General features: G+C 68.0%; 18 protein-coding genes. 8 read left to right on the top strand and 10 right to left on the bottom strand.

Translation table 11 applies throughout. The features are described 5' to 3' along the window. Window positions 1-3 precede the first annotated feature (3 nt). Entirely contained in the window at window positions 4-366 is a 363-nt protein-coding gene (locus BM397_RS08970; RefSeq protein WP_245696027.1) for a glucose dehydrogenase, read from the bottom strand. Between the two features lie 366 nt (window positions 367-732). Between BM397_RS08970 and BM397_RS08975 the strand changes: the two genes are divergently transcribed. From BM397_RS08975 to BM397_RS08995, 5 genes are all read left to right on the top strand, one after another. Then, window positions 733-1,860, top strand: a complete 1,128-nt coding sequence (locus BM397_RS08975) for a serine hydrolase (RefSeq protein ID WP_176806567.1) — start codon at window positions 733-735, stop codon at window positions 1,858-1,860. Window positions 1,861-1,951: 91 nt separating this feature from the next. Continuing rightward, window positions 1,952-2,443 (top strand): signal peptidase II, encoded by a 492-nt coding sequence (lspA, locus tag BM397_RS08980; protein WP_092423074.1) that lies wholly within the window; start codon window positions 1,952-1,954, stop codon window positions 2,441-2,443. Window positions 2,444-2,498: 55 nt separating this feature from the next. Next, complete coding sequence (locus tag BM397_RS08985; RefSeq protein WP_092423076.1) at window positions 2,499-3,014, top strand: DUF3035 domain-containing protein; 516 nt, start codon at window positions 2,499-2,501, stop codon at window positions 3,012-3,014. A 102-nt stretch (window positions 3,015-3,116) separates the two neighbouring features. After that, entirely contained in the window at window positions 3,117-4,532 is a 1,416-nt protein-coding gene (locus tag BM397_RS08990; RefSeq protein WP_092423078.1) for a M16 family metallopeptidase, read from the top strand. Beyond that, a complete protein-coding gene (locus BM397_RS08995; protein WP_092423080.1) occupies window positions 4,529-5,878 on the top strand; it encodes a M16 family metallopeptidase in 1,350 nt (449 codons plus the stop codon). Before BM397_RS08990 ends, BM397_RS08995 begins: the two co-directional genes overlap by 4 nt. A 174-nt stretch (window positions 5,879-6,052) precedes the next feature. On the opposite strand, the gene dapA is transcribed toward BM397_RS08995, so the two are convergent. Continuing rightward, entirely contained in the window at window positions 6,053-6,928 is an 876-nt protein-coding gene (gene dapA, locus BM397_RS09000; protein WP_092423082.1) for a 4-hydroxy-tetrahydrodipicolinate synthase, read from the bottom strand. Window positions 6,929-7,068: 140 nt separating this feature from the next. Between dapA and BM397_RS09005 the strand changes: the two genes are divergently transcribed. Next, a complete protein-coding gene (locus tag BM397_RS09005) occupies window positions 7,069-9,018 on the top strand; it encodes a lytic transglycosylase domain-containing protein (RefSeq protein ID WP_092423084.1) in 1,950 nt (649 codons plus the stop codon). Window positions 9,019-9,046: 28 nt separating this feature from the next. Here BM397_RS09005 and BM397_RS09010 read toward each other — a convergent pair whose 3' ends face one another. From BM397_RS09010 to BM397_RS09020, 3 genes are all read right to left on the bottom strand, one after another. Beyond that, entirely contained in the window at window positions 9,047-10,240 is a 1,194-nt protein-coding gene (locus BM397_RS09010) for a UbiH/UbiF family hydroxylase (protein WP_092423086.1), read from the bottom strand. Window positions 10,241-10,296: 56 nt separating this feature from the next. Next, entirely contained in the window at window positions 10,297-10,512 is a 216-nt protein-coding gene (locus tag BM397_RS09015) for a hypothetical protein (protein ID WP_092423088.1), read from the bottom strand. A 109-nt stretch (window positions 10,513-10,621) separates the two neighbouring features. Beyond that, a complete protein-coding gene (locus tag BM397_RS09020; protein ID WP_092423090.1) occupies window positions 10,622-11,266 on the bottom strand; it encodes a pyrimidine 5'-nucleotidase in 645 nt (214 codons plus the stop codon). 146 nt (window positions 11,267-11,412) lie between these two features. Here BM397_RS09020 and BM397_RS09025 point away from each other — a divergent pair, with 146 nt between their 5' ends. After that, window positions 11,413-12,057: a GntR family transcriptional regulator gene (locus tag BM397_RS09025; protein WP_092423092.1), complete on the top strand. Its 645-nt coding sequence runs from the start codon at window positions 11,413-11,415 to the stop codon at window positions 12,055-12,057. 4 nt (window positions 12,058-12,061) lie between these two features. On the opposite strand, the gene BM397_RS09030 is transcribed toward BM397_RS09025, so the two are convergent. Both BM397_RS09030 and carA read right to left on the bottom strand, forming a co-directional pair. Then, a complete protein-coding gene (locus tag BM397_RS09030; RefSeq protein WP_092423094.1) occupies window positions 12,062-13,948 on the bottom strand; it encodes a glycosyltransferase family 2 protein in 1,887 nt (628 codons plus the stop codon). 96 nt (window positions 13,949-14,044) lie between these two features. Further along, complete coding sequence (gene carA / locus BM397_RS09035) at window positions 14,045-15,190, bottom strand: glutamine-hydrolyzing carbamoyl-phosphate synthase small subunit (RefSeq protein ID WP_092423096.1); 1,146 nt, start codon at window positions 15,188-15,190, stop codon at window positions 14,045-14,047. Between the two features lie 195 nt (window positions 15,191-15,385). Between carA and BM397_RS09040 the strand changes: the two genes are divergently transcribed. Next, window positions 15,386-15,853 carry a GatB/YqeY domain-containing protein gene (locus tag BM397_RS09040; RefSeq protein ID WP_092423098.1) on the top strand — a complete coding sequence of 156 codons (468 nt, stop codon included), beginning with the start codon at window positions 15,386-15,388 and terminating at the stop codon, window positions 15,851-15,853. A 77-nt stretch (window positions 15,854-15,930) separates the two neighbouring features. On the opposite strand, the gene BM397_RS09045 is transcribed toward BM397_RS09040, so the two are convergent. From BM397_RS09045 to BM397_RS09055, 3 genes are read right to left on the bottom strand one after another with little or no spacing between them, the layout of a single operon-like run. Beyond that, window positions 15,931-16,842, bottom strand: a complete 912-nt coding sequence (locus BM397_RS09045; RefSeq protein WP_092423100.1) for a hypothetical protein — start codon at window positions 16,840-16,842, stop codon at window positions 15,931-15,933. 19 nt (window positions 16,843-16,861) lie between these two features. Continuing rightward, window positions 16,862-17,356 (bottom strand): DUF2244 domain-containing protein, encoded by a 495-nt coding sequence (locus BM397_RS09050; protein WP_092423102.1) that lies wholly within the window; start codon window positions 17,354-17,356, stop codon window positions 16,862-16,864. 44 nt (window positions 17,357-17,400) lie between these two features. Further along, window positions 17,401-18,150, bottom strand: a complete 750-nt coding sequence (locus BM397_RS09055) for a metallophosphoesterase family protein (RefSeq protein WP_092423104.1) — start codon at window positions 18,148-18,150, stop codon at window positions 17,401-17,403. Window positions 18,151-18,208 lie beyond the last annotated feature (58 nt).

Here is an 18,208-nt window from a genome sequence, read left to right on the forward strand (position 1 = left end):
CCGTCAGCCACGGGCGCGCTCGGCACGCGAGAGGGCCGGGATGCAGGTCAGCATGAGCAGTAGGATGATCGTCGGAGAGAGCATGCGCGGCACCTGCGCCCACCAGTCGCTGCCGCTCTCCCACCAGGCCCAGGCCATGGTGCCGCCCCAGACAATGAGATAGAGCCAAAGGCCGGTCATGCGGCCGCGGTTCAGCAGAACGCCCGAGGCAAAGAGACCGAGCCCCGCAAGCCCGTAGTACCAGCTGCCCCCAAGTGCGATCAGCCAGGCGCCGCCTGAAAAGAGGAGGAGGCCGAAGAGCACGCAGGTCCATCCAAGGAGCTTCACGCCCCAGCCGACCCGCTGCCCCGGGGAAGGTGCATTCACCACAATATGCGCTCACCAACAGCTGCAGAAATAGTTGTTCGGTCGAAAACGGTGACCTCGGATCGATTATTTTCAAAGGTGCCAGCCTCCGCAACCGTGCAATTGGCCGCGGCCGCAAAAAATCGTCGACGCCTTGAAAACGCGAAACCTTTTGTGGGCCGGGATGGTGCGCAGGGACGTTCGGCGGTGCGTTTCCAAGCGGAGCTGCCACTTGGATCCCGCTATTGCGGAGCGCTGGGCATCGGCCAATTCACCCAAGCGCGGATTTGTGGAAAGATTGCCTCAGGGCTGGCAGCAGTCTCTGCATATTTCGAGGGAGTGATTGATGTGAAGGCATTCTTGGGGGGCGCCCTAATGGCGGCCGCGATGACCTGCATGACGGGTCCGGTGGTGGCGCAACAGGCCGAACGCACGGTGCTCGAGGCGCTTCTCGCCGGCGAGCGTGCGGACTACGAGGTGACGGAGGAGTTTGCCCGTGCCGTGCCCGAAGCTCAGCTCGCCGGGCTTCTGGAGACCCTGCGCGCGCAAATCGGGCCAATCGAGGAGATCACGCTCGAAGACGGTGCCGGAACCCTGCGCAGCGCGGGCTACCAGGTGCCGGTACGGATCGTGCTGGATGCCGAGGGGCGGCTGGCAGGACTGCGTTTCGGCACGCCCGAGCCGCTGGTGGCTGACCTGCGCGAGGCGGTTGACGGGTTGCAGGCGCTGGGCACCGAGGTGTCCTGGCTGGTGACGCGCGGCGACGAGGCGCTTGCGGCGGGTGACGCGGCGCATCCTCTGGCGGTGGCCTCGGCCTTCAAGCTCGGGATCCTCTCGGTGCTGGTGCGAGACGTGCGCTCGGGCAAGACCGACTGGGACCGGGTGCTGCGGATCGGTGAGGGCCACAGGTCGCTGCCAAGCGGGCGGCTGCAGGACTTTCCCGAAGAGGCACCGGTGACGCTGCACACCGCTGCGCTGCTGATGATTGCAGAGAGCGACAATACCGCCACCGATCTGCTGCTCGACCTGCTCGGTCGCGACACCGTGGCAGAGGAGCTTGGGATCGCGCCGGAGAATATGCTGTCCACCCGGGAATTCTTTGCCCTCAAGGCCGACCCGGCCGCCGCGCAGGCCTGGCGCGATGCCGCACCCGAACTGCGTCCGGCCATCGCCGCCGAGGCCGCGGTGCAGCCGCCGGACCCGGCAGCGGCCTCCGGCCAGAGCGTGCCGGGCATGGAATGGTACGTCTCGCTCGAACGGCTGTGTGAGCTGATCCTGCCGATGACCGGGCTGCCGATTCTGGAGCTCAATCCCGGCCCCGCCTACGGACTGGGCCCGGCTGCCTACAAGGGGGGCTCGGAACCCGGCGTTCTCAATTTCACCGTGGCGTTGCAGGACGCCGAGGAACGGCCCGTTTGCGCGGCGCTTACCATCAACGATCCGGGGCTGATCGACGAGGCCGCCGCCACCGGTGCCTTCCGCGCGCTGCTGCGCCGCGCGCTCGGACAACCCTGAGCGGGCAGGGCGAGCGGGGCTTTTCCTCGCCGCGCGCTGCCTGTAGACCGGGCGACAGACCCGGGGCAGCTCCCCGGCGGAAGGAGACTTCATGCGTCTGGTACTGGTGACCGCGGCGATCACCTTCGTGGTCGATCAGCTTTCGAAATGGCTCGTCGTGCACGTGATGGGCCTTGCGCAGCGGGGGGCGATCGACGTGCTGCCGCCGGTGCTCAACTTCCGCATGGCGTGGAACCGCGGCGTGAACTTCGGCCTCTTCGCCGATGACGCCGCCACCGCGCGCTGGACGCTGATTGCCGTGGCGCTGGGAATCGTGCTCTTCGTCGCCGTCTGGCTGCGGCGCGATCCGCCGGGCCGGCTGGGGCTGATCTCGGGCGGGTTGCTGATCGGCGGTGCGCTCGGCAACGTGATCGACCGGCTGCTCTACGGCGCGGTGGCCGATTTCCTCAATATGTCCTGCTGCGGGCTGAACAACCCGTTCGCCTTCAATGTGGCCGATATCGCGATCTTTGCCGGTGCCGTCGGGCTTGTGCTGTTTTCCGGTTCGACCGAGCAGGGCAAGCACAAGAAAAAGGCCCCGTGACGGGGCGGTCCGGATCGTATAGATCAGGGCGAAAGGCAAGAACCGGAGACGTGCCATGAAGCTGCCGCATCTCGCGCTGATGATCGGGTTGATCGGGATCACCGCGTGCACCGAGCGCGAGAAATCGCTGCATCAGCTGCGCAACAACCGCGGCACGCCCGAGGAATTCGCCATCGTGCCGAACAAGCCGCTGGAAATGCCACAGAGCTTTGCCGAGCTGCCGGCGCCGACGCCGGGCAGCGCGAACCGTACCGACCAGACGCCGATGGCCGACGCCGTGGCCGCGCTTGGTGGCAACCCGGCGCAGCTGGCCGTGGGCGAGGTGCCGTCGCGCGATGCGGCGCTGGTGAACCGCGCTTCGCGCTACGGGCGGGACGGCAATATCCGCGCCCAGCTCGCCGTCGAGGACGCGGAGTTCCGCCGCGATCGCTCGGTGTTCAACTGGAAGCTCTTCAAGAACGATGAGTACAACAGGGCCTACCGCGAGCAGATCCTCGATCCCTACGCGGTGCTGAACGCCTATCGCGGCGCCGGGGCGCGCACCCCCTCTGCGCCGCCCGCTGCCGATTGAGCGCGCGACCGTTCACGATACCGCAAGCCCAGCTTGGAATGAGTGCCCCCGGCCCGTAGGTTGGGGGCAATTTTCGTTTCTCCAGAGGAGTGGGGCTTGCAGATGAAGTCATGGAGCGCGGCGCTGGCCGTGGTGGTGCTGTCGGCGATGCCGCTGCGGGCGGAGACGCCGCCCAATCCGGATGAGACACCGGTCACCACCTTCTCGCTGGACAACGGCATGGACGTGGTCGTCGTCGAGGATCACCGAGCACCGGTCGTCGTGCACATGGTCTGGTACAAGGCCGGCTCCGCTGACGAGACCGCAGGAAGTTCGGGCGTGGCCCACTTCCTCGAGCACCTGCTGTTCAAGGGCACCGAGAAATTGGAGCCGGGCGAATTCTCCAAGGTCGTGGCGCAGAACGGCGGCACCGACAATGCCTTCACCTCCTTCGACCAGACCGCCTATCACCAGCGCGTCGCCGCTGACCGGCTCGGGCTGATGATGGAAATGGAAGCCGACCGGATGGTCAACCTGCAGCTGGACGAAGAGGATATCCTCACCGAGCGCGACGTGATCATCGAAGAGCGCAACATGCGGGTCGAGAACGATCCCGGTGCGCTGCTGCGCGAGCAGATGGGCGCTTCGCTCTACCTCAACAGCCGATACGGCGTGCCGGTGATCGGCTGGCGCGAGGAGATGGAGCAGCTCGATCTCGACGATGCGCTGGCGTTCTACCGCCGCAACTACGCGCCCAACAACGCGATCCTCGTCGTGGCCGGCGACACCACCCCCGATGAGGTGCGCAAGCTGGCCGAAGAGACCTACGGCAAGCTGCCCGCCAACCCCGAGGTCGGCGCGCCGCGCCTGCGCCCGCAGGAGCCGCGCCAGATGGCCGAGCGCCGCCTGCGGCTCGAGGATCCGCGCGTTGCCCAGCCCTACGTGATGCGCCGTTACCTCGCCCCCGAGCGCAACCCCGGTGACCAGGAGGAAGCCGCGGCGCTGACCCTGCTCGCAGAGATCCTCGGCGGCGGCCAGACCTCGGTGCTGAACCAGAAGCTGCAGTTCGAGCAGCACAAGGCGATCTACGTCGGTGCCTTCTACGATGGCACCTCCTACGACGACGGCAGCTTCGGCTTCGGCATCGTCCCCGCCCCCGGTGTGACACTGGAAGAGGCCGAGGCGGCGCTTGACGCGGAGCTGGCGGCCTTCATCGAAAGGGGCTGCGACCAGGAGCAGCTTGACCGGATCAAGTTCCAGGCCCGTGCCTCGGAAACCTACGACCGCGACAATGTTGCCAGCGTGGCGCAGCGCTACGGCAATGCGCTGACCTCCGGCCTGACGGTCGAGGACGTGCAGGCCTGGCCCGGGTTGGTGCAGACCGTCACCAGCGAGCAGATCATCGCCGCTGCGCGCAAGGTGCTCGACAAGCGCCATTCGGTCACCGGCTACCTGACCGCCCCCGCAGAGGCAGAGGCCGCCGCAGAGCCCGCCGCCATGACGCTGCCGCAACCCGCCGCCGAGGAGGTGACCCAATGACCCTGAACTTCGCACCGGGGCGCTTCCTCACCGGACCGCTGATCGCCGCCGCGGCCTCGCTCTGGTTGGCGCTGCCCGCCGCCGCCGAGGTCGACATCCAGCAGGTCGAGACGCCGATGGGCTTCAAGGCCTGGCTGGTCGAAGAACCCTCGATTCCCTTCACCGCGCTGGAGATCCGCTTCAAGGGGGGCGAAGCGCTGGACGCGCCCGGCAAGCGCGGCGCGACCAACCTCATGGTCGGGCTGCTCGAAGAGGGCGCCGGCGGCTATGACGCGCAGGGCTTCGCGGCCGAATCCGAATCCCTCGCCGCCAGCTTTGGCTACAGCTCCAGCCAGGACATGGTGTCGGTCTCGGCCCGCTTCCTGACCGAGAACCGCGATGAGGCCACCGAACTGCTGCGCCAGAGCCTGATCGAGCCGAGCTTCTCCGAGACGGCGATCGAGCGCGTGCGTGCACAGGTGCTCTCGGGCATCCGCAGCGATGCCAAGGACCCCGACTCCATCGCCAGCGCCACCTTCGACGCCGAGGTCTTCGGCGATCACCCCTATGGCACCGATCCCTCGGGTACGGTGGAGAGCGTCAGCGCGCTGAGCCGTGACGACATCGTCGACGCCTGGAAGGGCGCGATGGCCAAGGACCGGGTCTATATCGCCGCCACTGGCGACATTTCCGCCGAGGAGCTCTCGACGCTGATCGACAATCTGCTGGGCGACCTGCCCGAGACCGGCGCGCCGATGCCCGAGGATGTCGATGTCGAGACCTCGGCGGGCGTGACCGTCGTGCCCTTTGACACGCCGCAGTCGGTGGCACTCTTCGGGCATAAGGGCCTGAAGCGGGACGATCCCGATTTCTTCGCCGCCTACGTGATGAACACCATCCTCGGCGGTGGCGGCTTCGAGGCGCGGCTGATGAACGAGGTTCGCGAAAAGCGCGGCCTGACCTACGGCATCTACTCCTACCTCGTGCCGATGGACCATGCCGAGCTCTACCTTGGTCACGTCGCTTCGGCCAATGACCGGATCGGCGAGGCGATGCAGGTCATCCGGGAGGAATGGGCGAAACTGGCCGAGAATGGCTGCACCGAGGCGGAGCTCGAGCAGGCCAAGACCTACCTGACCGGCGCCTACCCCTTGCGCTTTGACGGCAACGGGCCGATCGCGGGCATCCTCGTGGGCATGCAGATGGACGGGCTGACCCCCGATTACATCGCCACTCGGAACGACAAGATCGAGGCGGTGACCCTGGACGACGTGAAGCGCGTCGCGGCCCGCGTGCTGCAGCCCGATGCGCTGCGCTTTGTGGTGGTCGGCCAGCCCGAGGGCGTCGAGAGCGACGACGCCGGCTGAGCGCGCGTTTCTCTCCGGGCGGAAAAAGAAAGAGGCGGGTCCATGCAGGACCCGCCTCTTTCTCGTTACATCGGCTTCCACATGGTTGATTCCACATGGTGGGAATGTCCCGGCGGTGCAGGGAAAGAGCCCCCGTGCGGCCGAACTGGCGGGACCGGCGTCCCGCCGTGTGGTTCAGGCCGGCAGGCCCGCGTGGCGCAGCGCCGCGTCGATGCGCGCACGCACCTGCTCGGTCACCGGCAGCAGCGGCAGGCGCATTTCCTCGGCGCAGAGGCCGAGGCGGCTCATGGCGTATTTGGCGCCGCAGACGCCGGGCTCGGCAAAGATCGCCTGGTGCAGCGGCATGAGCTTGTCCTGCAGTTCCAGCGCCTTGGCGTAGTCGCCCGCCGCGGTCGCCGCCTGCATTTGCGCGCAGAGCGCCGGGGCGACGTTCGCGGTCACCGAGATGCAGCCAACGCCGCCCTGGGCGTTGAAGCCGTGCGCCGTGGCGTCCTCGCCCGAGATCTGCAGGAAGTCCGGCCCGCAGGTGATGCGCTGCTGGCAGACCCGCGCCAGATCGCCGGTGGCGTCCTTGACGCCGACGATGCGCGGCAGCTTGGCCAGCTCGCCCATGGTCGCCGGGGTCATGTCGACCACCGAGCGGCCGGGGATGTTGTAGATGATGATCGGCAGGTCCGCGGCATCATGCACGGCGGTGAAATGCGCGATCAGCCCGGCCTGGGTCGGCTTGTTGTAGTAGGGCGTCACCACGAGCGCCGCCTGCGCGCCGACCTTCTCGGCGAACTGCATGAAGTGGATCGCCTCGGCGGTCGAGTTCGAGCCCGCGCCGGCGATCACCGGGATGCGGCCCGCGGCGGTCTTCACCACGCAGTCGATGACCGCCTCGTGTTCCTCGTAGCTCAGGGTCGGGCTCTCGCCGGTCGTCCCCACGGGCACCAGCGCCGAGCTGCCCTCGGCCACGTGCCAGTCCACGAGTTTCTTGAGCGCGTCGAAATCCACGACGCCGTCCTTGAACGGCGTGACCAGTGCTGGCATCGAACCTTTGAACATGACACGCTCCTTGAATGTTGATGTGTTCGCTTCGTCGCTGCAGAGCCCCGGGCTGGAGGGAATGTGAATTGGATCGCCCCCCGCCACGCGGTAATCTCCGCGGCGTGTCTATTCCTTTTCGTCAAGGAAATTGCAAGCTCATGTCGCGCCTCCGCGCCGCTCTCTTCATCCTTCTTGCCCTGATTGCCACGCCGGCGCTGCCGCAGGACCGTCCGCTCGCCAAGGCGATGGCCGACATGCGCTCGGGCAACTGGGCGTCCGCCCTCATTGAATCCCGCGGCGATGGCCAGGCCGCGCTCGACGTGGTGCTCTGGCACTATCTGCGCGCCAGCCGGGGCAATGCGGCCCAGGTGATGGAGTTCATCCGCCGCAACCCGGACTGGCCGGGCATGCCCTACCTGCGCGAGAAGTCCGAGATCGCCATTTCCGAATCCGATCTCGGCACGATCCGCGAGTTCTTCACCGGCTACATGCCGCAGACCGGCGCGGGCGCGCTGGCGCTGGCACGGGCGCATATGGCGCAGGGCGAGCGCGGCGCGGCGGAGGCCGAGATCGTGCTGGCCTGGCGCACCCTGCCGCTCAGCTCCGAGGAGCGCGCGACCTTCCTGCGCGACTGGTCGGAAATCCTGAAGCCGCACCATCAGGCGCGGCTCGACATGGCGCTCTGGCAGGGCTGGGAGGACAATGCGCGGGCGCTGCTGCCACTGGTCTCGGACGGCTGGCGGAAGCTGGCGGAGGCGCGGCTGGCGCTGCGCGGAATGGAGCCGGGGGTCGACACGCGGATCGAGGCGGTGCCGGCGGCACTGGCGAACGATCCGGGACTTGCCTACGAGCGCTACCTCTGGCGCGTCCGCAAGGGCCGCGACGATGACGCCATCTCGCTCATGCTGGAGCGCTCCGGCAGCGCCGAGTCGCTTGGCGAGCCCTGGGCCTGGGCAGAGCGCCGCGACGATCTCGCGCATCAGAAGATGCGCCGCGGAGATCCCGAGACCGCCTATGCCATCGCTTCGCGCCACGGGCTGACCGAAGGCGACCAATACGCCGCGCTGGAATGGCTGTCGGGCTTCATCGCGCTGCGTTTCCTCGACGACCCGCAGACGGCCCTGCGCCACTTCCGCAACCACGACGGCGCGGTGACCTCGCCGATCTCCAAGGGACGCGCGGGCTACTGGATGGGCCGGGCTCTGGAAGAGCTGGACGATCCCGCGGGGGCGGCGCAGGCCTACGCGCAGGGCGCGCGCTATCAGACGTCCTTCTACGGGCTGCTGGCGGCGGAGCGTGGAGGTGTCGCCTTCGACACCAAGCTGGCCGGCACCGAGCGTTTTCCCGACTGGCGCGAGGCGCCCTTCACCAAGAGCAGCGTCTACAGCGCCGCGATCCTGTTGCTGGCTTCCGGCGAGATCTCTCTGGGTGAGCGCTTTCTGACCCATCTCTCCGAGGGGCTGGACCGGCAGCAGGTCGGCCAGCTCGGGCAGATGCTGGCTCAGATGCAGCGCCCGCACGTCGAGGTCATGGTGGGCAAGCGCGCGGCGCAATACGGCATGGAGCTTGCCGGTCCCTATTATGCGCTGCACCCGGACCTGCTGAAGACCGACTTCCCGGTCCCGCGCGAGATGGTGCTGTCGATTGCGCGGCGCGAGTCGGAGTTCGATCCGCGCGTCGTCTCGGGCGCGGGTGCGCGCGGGTTGATGCAGCTGATGCCCGGCACCGCCAAGGAAGTCGCGGGCTGGCTCGGCGTCACCTACAGTTTCGAAGGCCTGCTGGACAACCCGGGCTACAACGCCAAGCTCGGCGCGCGCTACCTGCAGAGCCTGTCCGAGCAGTTCGACGGCAATCCGGTGATGATGGCGGCGGGCTACAACGCGGGGCCGTCGCGCCCGGTGAGCTGGATGGAGATCTTCGGCAACCCGCTGAAGGGCGAGACCGACATGATCGACTGGATCGAGATGATCCCCTTCAACGAGACCCGCAACTACGTGATGCGGGTGACCGAGAGCCTGCCGATCTATCGCGCCCGCCTGGGGCTGAACCCGCATCCGGTGCCGTTCAGCGAAGAGCTGACCGGGCACACGTTGCGGGTGCGGCAGTAAGGGAGACGCCCGGCGACCTTGCCGGGCCTCAGCCCTTTGCGCCGAGGCCCATCTGCATGAGCGTCTTGCGCACCGACTTCACCCCATAGAGCGCGTCCAGCGCCGTTGCGCGGGCATCGCGCAGCAGCGGGGTCGAGAGCATCGAGGCGCGGTTCAGCGCGGTGATCCCGGCGACCCGGGCGCGGATGTCGGGCATCCGCTTGCGGGCGTAGGCGTCCAGCATGGATGCCTCGCCAAGCGCCTCCGGACGCGCGACGGCCAGATCGTGCAGCACCTTCATGTCGGCCAGAGACATGTTCAGCCCCTGCGCGCCGATCGGCGGCACCACATGCGCTGCCTCGGCCACCAGCGCCAGGCGCTGGCCGGTCAGGCTCTCGGCATGCTGGGCAATGATCGGCCAGATGGTGCGGCGCGAGGCCAGCTTCAGCGGCCCGAAGTGGTGGCACGAGCGTTCGGACATGGCGGCCTCGAAGGCCTCCTCGTCCAGCGCCATCAGCGCTTCGGCCTTCGGCCCTTCTTCCATCCAGACCACGGCCGACGACGGCCGCCCCTCGAAATCGGGCAGCGGCACCAGCGTGAAGGGCCCGCCGGTGCGGTGGATTTCCGTCGAGACGTTGCCGTGAGGAATCGGGTGGGTGGTGGCGAAGGCCAGCGCCTTCTGCCCGAAGCGCGTGGTCTTCACGCCGATCCCCGCCGCCTGCCGCATTGGCGAGTTGCGCCCGTCGGCGGCGATCACCAGCCGCGTGCGGATGCGGCGGCCGTCGCTCAGGGTCACGCGGGCCTCGGCCTCGCGAGTGAAGAGCGCGGTGGTGGCGGTGCCGGGCAGGAAGGTGACGCGCTCCATCCCTTGCAGATGCGCGGACAGCTCGCGCCGCAGCAGCCAATTGGGAAGGTTCCAGCCGAAGGGCAGCTCGGAGATCTCGGCGCTGTCGAAATCCTTGACGATGCGCGGCTCGGGCAGCTCGCCGCCGGCGTCGACGATGCGCATCACCTGCAGCGGCATCGCATGCGGGGCGAGGCGCTCCCAGAGGCCCGCCTCGGCGAGAAACGCTTGCGCGGGTTGCAGGAAGGCGGTGCTGCGCAGGTCGGCGCCCTGCGCCTCGCGCTCGGTCACCGGCGGCGCCGGGTCGACGCAGAGCACGGAGAAGCCTGCGTTGCCAAAGGCGGCGGCCGCGGTGAGCCCGGCGATCCCGCCGCCCGAGATGAGAATGTCGTAGTCCATGACCGCTCTCCTTTGCGCCCCTATCTAGGGCAGGCGGGCGGGCATGACCATGCGGCTTACTTGCCGACGGTGATCCAGAGGATCATGAAGTAGCACACCGGCACCAGCGCCAGCGCGGTCATCGACAGGCCCGCAAGGCCGAAGGCAACGGTGTTGACCGCGGCGATCACCAGCAGCAGCGCCGCCACGAGAAAGAGCACGGCCTCGCCGCGGATCTTGCGGGTGGCGGGGGCGTGGGTGTCCTGAAGGGTGGTGATATCGGCTGCGGTCATCGGAATCTCCTGTGTGGGGCCGGGCAGGAGATAGGCAGGGAGCGGCTTTGCTCCCATGGCCAAAAGTGTCGCAGCCCCCGCGCCGCAGGGCTGCGGGGGCCGCGGCGGCTCAGGAGAGCCGCGCGAGGAATTCGGTCAGGTCATCGGTATGATGCTGGATATGCTCACCTTCTGCGCGCTCCGGAGCCACGTGCACGGTGCGCATCCCCATGGCGTGGGGTGCGGCAAGATTACGCGGATCGTCCTCGAACATCGCGGCGGTGGCCGCGTCGGTGCCCGAGAGGGAGAAGACCGTCTCGAAGGCCTGCGGCTCGGGCTTGGGGCGGTAGTTCGCGTGTTCGACGCCGTAGATCGCGTCGAAGGCGGCCTCCAGTCCGCGCGCTTCCAGCACCCGCGCCGCATAGGGTGCGCTGCCGTTGGTGTAGACGATCTTGCGTCCCGGCAGGTTCGAGATCAGCTCGGCAAGGTGCGGATCCGCCTCGAGCGCATCGAAGGAGATGTCGTGCACCTCGGTCAGATAGGCGTCGGGATCGAGCTGGTGGTTTGCCATCAGCCCGGCCAGGGTCGTGCCATGGTCCATCCACCAGCGCTTGCGCAGGGTGTTGGCCTCGGCGTGATCGGTGCCGGTGACGCGCATGACGACATCGGTCATCTTGCGTTCGATCTGGTCGAACAGGCGCACGGCCGGCGGATACAGCGTGTTGTCGAGGTCGAAGACCCAGTGGCGTACGTGGGAGAAATGCTGCTTTACCATGGCCGCAACCTACGCCCGAGCGCGGCGGGCGGCAATGGGCGGCGCGGCCTCGGGGACGCAGCCCGGCGCATACGACGAAGCGGGGCGTTGATCCCGCCCCCCCGCTACCGCTATCTTGCTGCATCACTTACGAAGGACCGCCCCAGATGAGCCAGATCCGGACGCCGAACAAGGACGCTTACACGCTGATCCTCGAGGCCATCGACCAAGGGGTCTACCGCCCCGGCGACCGGCTGGTGGAAAGCGAGCTGGCCGAGCGATTCGGCGTCTCGCGCACGCCGATCCGCGAGGCGCTGCAGCGGCTCGAGACGCAGTCGCTTCTGGCCCGCGACGGGCGCTCGCTGATCGTCGCCTCGCTGGATCACAACCAGATGGCCGAACTCTACGTGGTGCGCACCGAGCTCGAGGGGCTGGCGGCGCGACTGGCGGCGCGCCATGCCACCGAGGAAGAGGTGAAGGTGCTGCGCGACATGATCGAGGAAGACCGCGCGCTGCTCAACGATCCAGCGGCGCTGGCCCGGGCGAACCGCCGCTTCCACCGGATGATCCAGCTTGCCTCGCACAACCGCTATCTCGTGCAGCAGCTCGACCTGGTGCACCGCTCGATGGCGTTGATGGCGACGACCTCGCTGGCCGCCGAGGGGCGCGGCACCAATGCGCTGGCCGAGCATGCGGCCATCGTCGACGCGATCGCCAAGCGCGACGAGGAGGCGGCGGACAAGGCGCTGCGCGAGCATATCTCGGTGGCCTTCGTCACCCGCCTCAAGCTCGACAGCCGCAAAACCGCCTGAGCCGCTATAGATCGTCGGTCGGGATGTCCGCCCCCGCGTGGTCGGGCGCGGAGCGACCGTGGCTGGTCTTGTCCCAGTAGAACGGGCGGCGCAGCAGTTCCCACAGCGCCTTGTAGAGCGCGATGGTGGCCAGCGGGAAGTAGAGGAACAGGGTCGGCACCCAGGGCAGCAGCCGCGGATGCGGGCTGCGCGCCACGCCGCCGAGCCCGACCAGGAGCGAGACCGCCTCCGCGCTCAGCAGCGCCAGCGTGACCAGGGAAAGCAACGGGGCGGCGCCGTCGCCGGCCAGCGGATGCGGCAAGCCGAGCGGGATCAGCCAGAGCGACCAGAGCAGCGGTGCCAGCAGGAACTGCAACAGCGCGGTGAGGAAGATCACCTGCAGCCCCAGCACCCGCCAGGCGCCCAGCTCGCGCAAAAGCCGGCGGGGTTGCCGCATGTGGACCAGCCAGGTGATGAGGTAGCCCTTGAGCCATCGCGAGCGCTGGCGCACCCAGAGCCAGGGATGGCAGTTGGCCTCTTCGCGCGTGACCAGCGGCAGCAGGGCGGTGCGATAGCCGAAGCGGGCCAGACGTATGCCGAGATCGGCGTCCTCTGTGACATTGTGCGCGTCCCAGCCGCCGACCCGGTCGAGCGCCTCGCGGCGGAAGAAGACGGTCGTGCCGCCAAGCGGGATCGCAAAGCCCAGCCGGGCGAAGCCGGGCAGGAGCACCCGGAACCAGGAGGCGTATTCGATGGTGAAGCAGCGGGACATCCAGTTGGCCTGCGGGTTGTAAAAATCGAGGATGCCCTGCACGCAGGCCTCCTCCGGTGGCGCGCGGCCGAAATGCGCGGCAAGGCGGCGGAGTTGGTCGGAGGCGGGGCTGTCCTCGGCGTCGTAGATGCCGATGATCTCGCCGCGGGCAAAGTTCAGGGCGTAATTCAACGCGCGGGGCTTGGTGGTGACCGTGCCGGGGGGAACCTCGACGATCCGCATCCAGGGCGGCAGCGCGGCGACCCGCAGCGCGGCACGGGTGATCCTGTCACCGGCCTCGAGCACCAGCAGCACCTGCAGCTGCGCGCGCGGGTAGTCGATCCGCTCCAGCCGCCGGACCAGCGTCGAGGCGATGTTCTCCTCGCGGTGCAGCGGGATGAGCAAGGAGACCGGCGGAGTCTCGATACCTCCGCGCGGGCCGGGGGGCAGGGGCGGCAACCCCGCGAAAAAGGCGGCAAGCTTGGCGATCTGGCCAAAGGCGAGCGTGGCGGCGGTCAGCGCCAAGGCGCCGGAAAAGAACAGCGCAGGGGCGGAGAACAACAGCCATAGGAGTGACAGGGCCGCGAGGAGCAGCAGCGCCCTGCGGCTGCCGGTCAGCTGGTTCAGATCGCGGCAGCTGAGGTCGGCGGGCAGCTCGGATTCGGCCCGTTCGGCCATGGTCGCGCCATGCCGCTCGACGACCTCGGCGATGATGTCCTCCTCGGTGGCGAGGGCGAGCACCACGCGGGTTTCGGTCGCGGGCAGCAGGGAACGGACCCGGTCAAATCCTTCGGGATGCGCCATCGCGAGCACCAGCCCGTCCTCGTGCCTCGTCCAGGGCAGCGCGGCATGGCGCAGGCAAATTTCCGGAGGCAGAAGCCCGTCCAGGGTCGGTGAGGGCGGGGTGAGTTGGCGGTCAAGAGAAGCGACGCCGTGACTGCGCGCCAGAGCGTTGCGCAGCTGCTCGGGGGAAACGCGGCCCTCGGAGCGCAGCAAGCGGGACAAGGGGCTGCGTTGGTGGCGACTGCGTGTCAGCGCCTCCAGTGCCTGAGGTGGGTCGAGCGCGCCCGCTTCCGTGAGAAGCGTGGCGAGCGGACGGCCGAAATCGGCCACCCCGCCGGCGCGCCGGCGGGTCTGAAACGTCGGAGGCGCGCCTGACATGACAAGCTCCTGAACTCTGCGAATGCAGGGAGTTCAGGGCAAGTCGGTAAATTGAGTCTTAAATTGCGACCCTCCGCGAAACAATTCGCGGAAAGATCACATGTTGTTCACGAACCGTTCGAACAGGTAGAAGCTGTCCTGCGGGCCGGGGCTGGCCTCGGGGTGGTGCTGCACCGAGAACACCGGGCGGTCGGTCATGCGAATCCCGCAGTTCGACCCGTCGAAGAGGCTCACGTGGCTTTCGACGACGCCGGCGGGCAGGGTCTGGCCGTCGACCGCGAAGCCGTGGTTCATCGAGGTGATCTCGACCTTGCCGGTCTCGAGTTCCTTGACCGGGTGGTTCGCACCGTGGTGGCCGTGGTTCATCTTGATGGTCTTGGCGCCAAGTGCCAGCGCCAGCATCTGGTGGCCGAGGCAGATGCCGAAGATCGGCAGATCGGTCTCGTCGAGGATGCCCTTGATCATCGGCACGGCGTAGACGCCGGTGGCGGCGGGGTCGCCCGGGCCGTTCGACAGGAACACGCCGTCAGGGCTGTGCGCCAGCACGTCTTCTTTCGTGGCGGTGGCGGGCAGCACGGTCACCTCGCAGCCGGCCGAGGCCAGGCAGCGCAGGATGTTGCGCTTGGCGCCGTAGTCGATGGCGACCACCTTCTTGCGCGGGTTGGTCTGCGGCTGGTAGCCGTCGGGCCAGGCCCACCGCATCTCGTCCCAGCGGTAGCTCTGCGCGCAGGTCACGTCCTTGGCAAGGTCGAGCCCGGTGAGCCCCGGGAAGGCGCGCGCGGAGGCGACCAGCGCCTCGACGTCGAAGACGCCCTCGGGGTTGTGCGCGATGGCCACGTGCGGCGCGCCCTGCTGGCGGATCGCCCGGGTCAGCCGGCGGGTGTCGATGCCGCCGATGGCGATGCGGCCGCGCGCGGCCAGCCATTCCGACAGTTCCTGCACGGCACGCCAGTTCGACGACTGGGTCGGCATCCATTTCACCACCATGCCCGCGGCGACCGGATCGCCGGTCTCGTCATCCTCGGGGTTCACACCGGTGTTGCCGATGTGCGGGAAGGTGAAGGTCACGATTTGCCCGGCGTAGGACGGGTCGGTCATGATTTCCTGGTAGCCGGACATCGAGGTGTTGAAGCAGAGCTCGGCCTGGGCCTCGCCGGTAGCTCCGAACCCCTGTCCGTAAAACAGTGTCCCATCGGCGAGCGCGAGGCATGCAGTGGGCTTCTGGGGGGTGGCGAGCGACATGGCGCGACTCCTGTACGATCTCGGCGGGAAGCAAATCGCGCCATGCCTAAGGGAAGCCGCCGGAAGCGTCAAGCGCTGATTTTCATATAGAAATATAGCAAAATCAATGGGTTGCATTGGTATAGGGCGGGATTGCGCCCTTGTGACCCTTTCTGTAGTGTCAGGGTTTGGAAACGTCAGGGGATATCCTTTCCGATGGAATTGCGCGAACGCATCAAGGCCGCCACCAAACAGGCCATGAAAGACAAGGACTCCGCGCGGCTCTCGACGCTGCGGCTGATCAGCGCCGCCGTGAAGGATCGCGACATCGCGGCCCGGGCCGAGGGCAATGATGACGGGGTCGAGGATGCGGAACTGCTCTCGATCCTCGCCAAGATGGTGAAGCAGCGCCGCGAGAGCGCGCGCACCTACGAAGAGGGTGGTCGTCTCGACCTCGCCGAGGCGGAACTGGCCGAGATTCCGGTGATCGAGGAGTTCCTGCCCAAGCCGCTGAGCGACGAGGACGTGACGAAGGCGGTGGACGCGGCAGTCAAGGAAGTGGGCGCCAGCTCGATCCGCGACATGGGCCGGGTGATGGGCGTGCTGAAGACGCGCTATCAGGGTCAGATGGATTTCGGAGCCGTGGGTCCGATGGTCAAGGACCGGCTCGCCGCGGCGGGCTGATCACGGCGCAGCAAGTTCCTTCGAAGGAACTTGCAACTCTCTTCGAAGAGAGTTGGTCCGATCTCGGAAGCAGAACATCAGGGGGCGGGGAAGTCCTGCGCCACCTGTGACAATTCCTCCGGGTCGGTGATCCGGAAGCGCTGCACGAAGCGGGTCTTGAACCCCACGCGCCCGCGCCGCGCGCCGAAGTTTTCCCCGTGATTGAGCACGTAGAGCACTGCTGGCTTGCGGAACCGGGCCGGCGCTCGCCCGGCGAGCGCCGCGAGGTAGGGAAACATCCGGTGCTCGTGCTGGGTCATCGCGCGCAGGAAGGCGGCGCTCTGCGGCAGCGCCGGGTCGTGGAGCAGCGCGAGGCAGGAGCCGCAGAGCTTCCAGAAGGGTTTGCGCAGGGGCATCGCCGCGGTTGGCGCGCCAGCCAGGGCGACGTCGCCGGTGGCATGATCCATGACGTAGCCCTGCTCGACGAGATAGCCCGCCTCCTGCCGTTCCAGCATCTCTTGGACCATGTCGTCGCGCAGCAGGTCGTCGGCGTCGAAGCTCATCACGTAGGCCGGGCGGCTCGCGATGGCGCCGAGGTGATCGCAGAGCGCCGCCAGTTTGCGCCATTTGTCATTGCCGGGGGTGGGATCGTCGAAGGGCAGCCAGCTGATGCGCTTGTCTTCGGCCAGCCCCTCGGGCAGCGGTGGGCGCTCCTGGCAGCAGATCACCGCCCGCCAGGCCCCCTCCTGGCGCCGGAAGCTCTCCAGCGTCTGCGCGAGCCGTGCGACCACCGCCTGCCAGTCGCCGACGTGATGCGGGCCGACCAGCGGGATCAGGAAAATCACCTCTTCGGCGCGGAGGCGGGGCGTGCCCGCGGTCGCCGCCCGAAGTGCCAGGGCGGCGCGCTCCGAGGTGACGGGGGAAAGCTTCTCGGCCAGCGCCGGGCTCAGCATGGCGGCGAGCCGCAGCGCGCGGCGCTTCATCTTCTTGGTGGCAGGGACCTGGGCCATGGGAACCTTTCGCGGGCGGTCAGGGCCGCGCAAGGAGCCGCAGCCGGTCGGAAAGCTCGAGATAGAGCGTCTTGCGCTCCTCTTCGCTCAGAAAGGCGCCGATCTCAACCTCGCGTCCCGCGCCCTTGAGCGTGACATAATAGGGCACCGGCCCGCCCGCCTCGTGCATCTGGGCGGTGACCCAATAGGTGTTGCATTGCCAGTCCTGCGCCGGGCCGCGGGGATTCTGCCGAAGCAGATGCGTCGTGTCTGGCGAGAGGGTCAGCACCTCGACGATTTGCCGGTCCCTCTCGTTGCGGCGCAGCGCGTACCAGATGCCCCAGAGCGCGGCGAGCATGAAGGGCAGCAGACCCCAGAGCAGATGCGTGCCCAGGAGCCCGTAGAAGGGGATCAGCGCCATGAAGAAGAAGATGCCGATGAAGGTGACGAAGCCCTTGGCCGACAGCGACTGGTGCGGCCAGAGCGTAAGCTCGGCGGCTTGATCCTTGGTCACGGTCTTCCAGGTGTAGGGCATGGGGCGAACTCTAGCATTGCTGCGGCAGGTGTCGAAGGGTGTGCTCAGCGACTGATCCAGCCGGTCGCCAGCGCTTCGGCCCAGTCGTCGCGGCCGTGCTTGCGGGCGAGGGCGACCATGCGCGAGGGATCGTAGGGCACGTGGTGATGGGTCACCTGCCAACCACTAGAGTGCCGCGCAATCACGGCGAAGCAGGCCGCCGGCGTGCCGGTCTCGACCACATGCGGCACCGGGCGGGTGTCGGTGTAGCCGGGGCAGCCGACGCTGCCCGGGTTCACCAGGGTCTGCCCTTTCCAGCAGACGACGCGCGGCAGGTGGGTGTGACCGCAGAGCACAAGCCCCTGCGCCACCCTATCGAGATGCGCCGCCACGTCAGCCGCGCCGGCGGGGTGCACCGTGCCGTGCCGGTCGACGGCGTGCAGCCAGTAGGTCTCGTCTGCGCCGGGGGTTGCGTGGCAGAGAAACGTGCCGTCGCGTTCCAGGGTCATCGGCAGCGAGCGCAGCCAGTCCAGCGCCGCGGGCGGCAGCTGGTCGTGGGCGACGCGGTCCGAGGGGCCCATGTCTCCGGGCGGCTGAGAGATCAGGTAGCGGTCATGGTTGCCGCGCACCGTGGGCATGGGGCGGTCACGCAGCAGCTCCCAAGTCTCCGCTGCCGCGAGCGGGCCGCTGAACATGTCGCCGAGGTTGACCACCATGCCGATGCCCATTGCGTCGATCCGCGCCAGCACGGCGCGCAGCGCATCCGCATTGCCGTGGATGTCGGCGATCGCGGCGAAGCGGTCGGGCAGGGTCATGGCGCTCTCCTTGCAGCGGTCCGCACAAAAGAGAACCGGCCCCGAGGGTTCCCCCGGG

Origin of the sequence: Alloyangia pacifica, assembly GCF_900116195.1 — a bacterium.
In the GTDB taxonomy this organism is placed as follows: domain Bacteria; phylum Pseudomonadota; class Alphaproteobacteria; order Rhodobacterales; family Rhodobacteraceae; genus Salipiger; species Salipiger pacificus.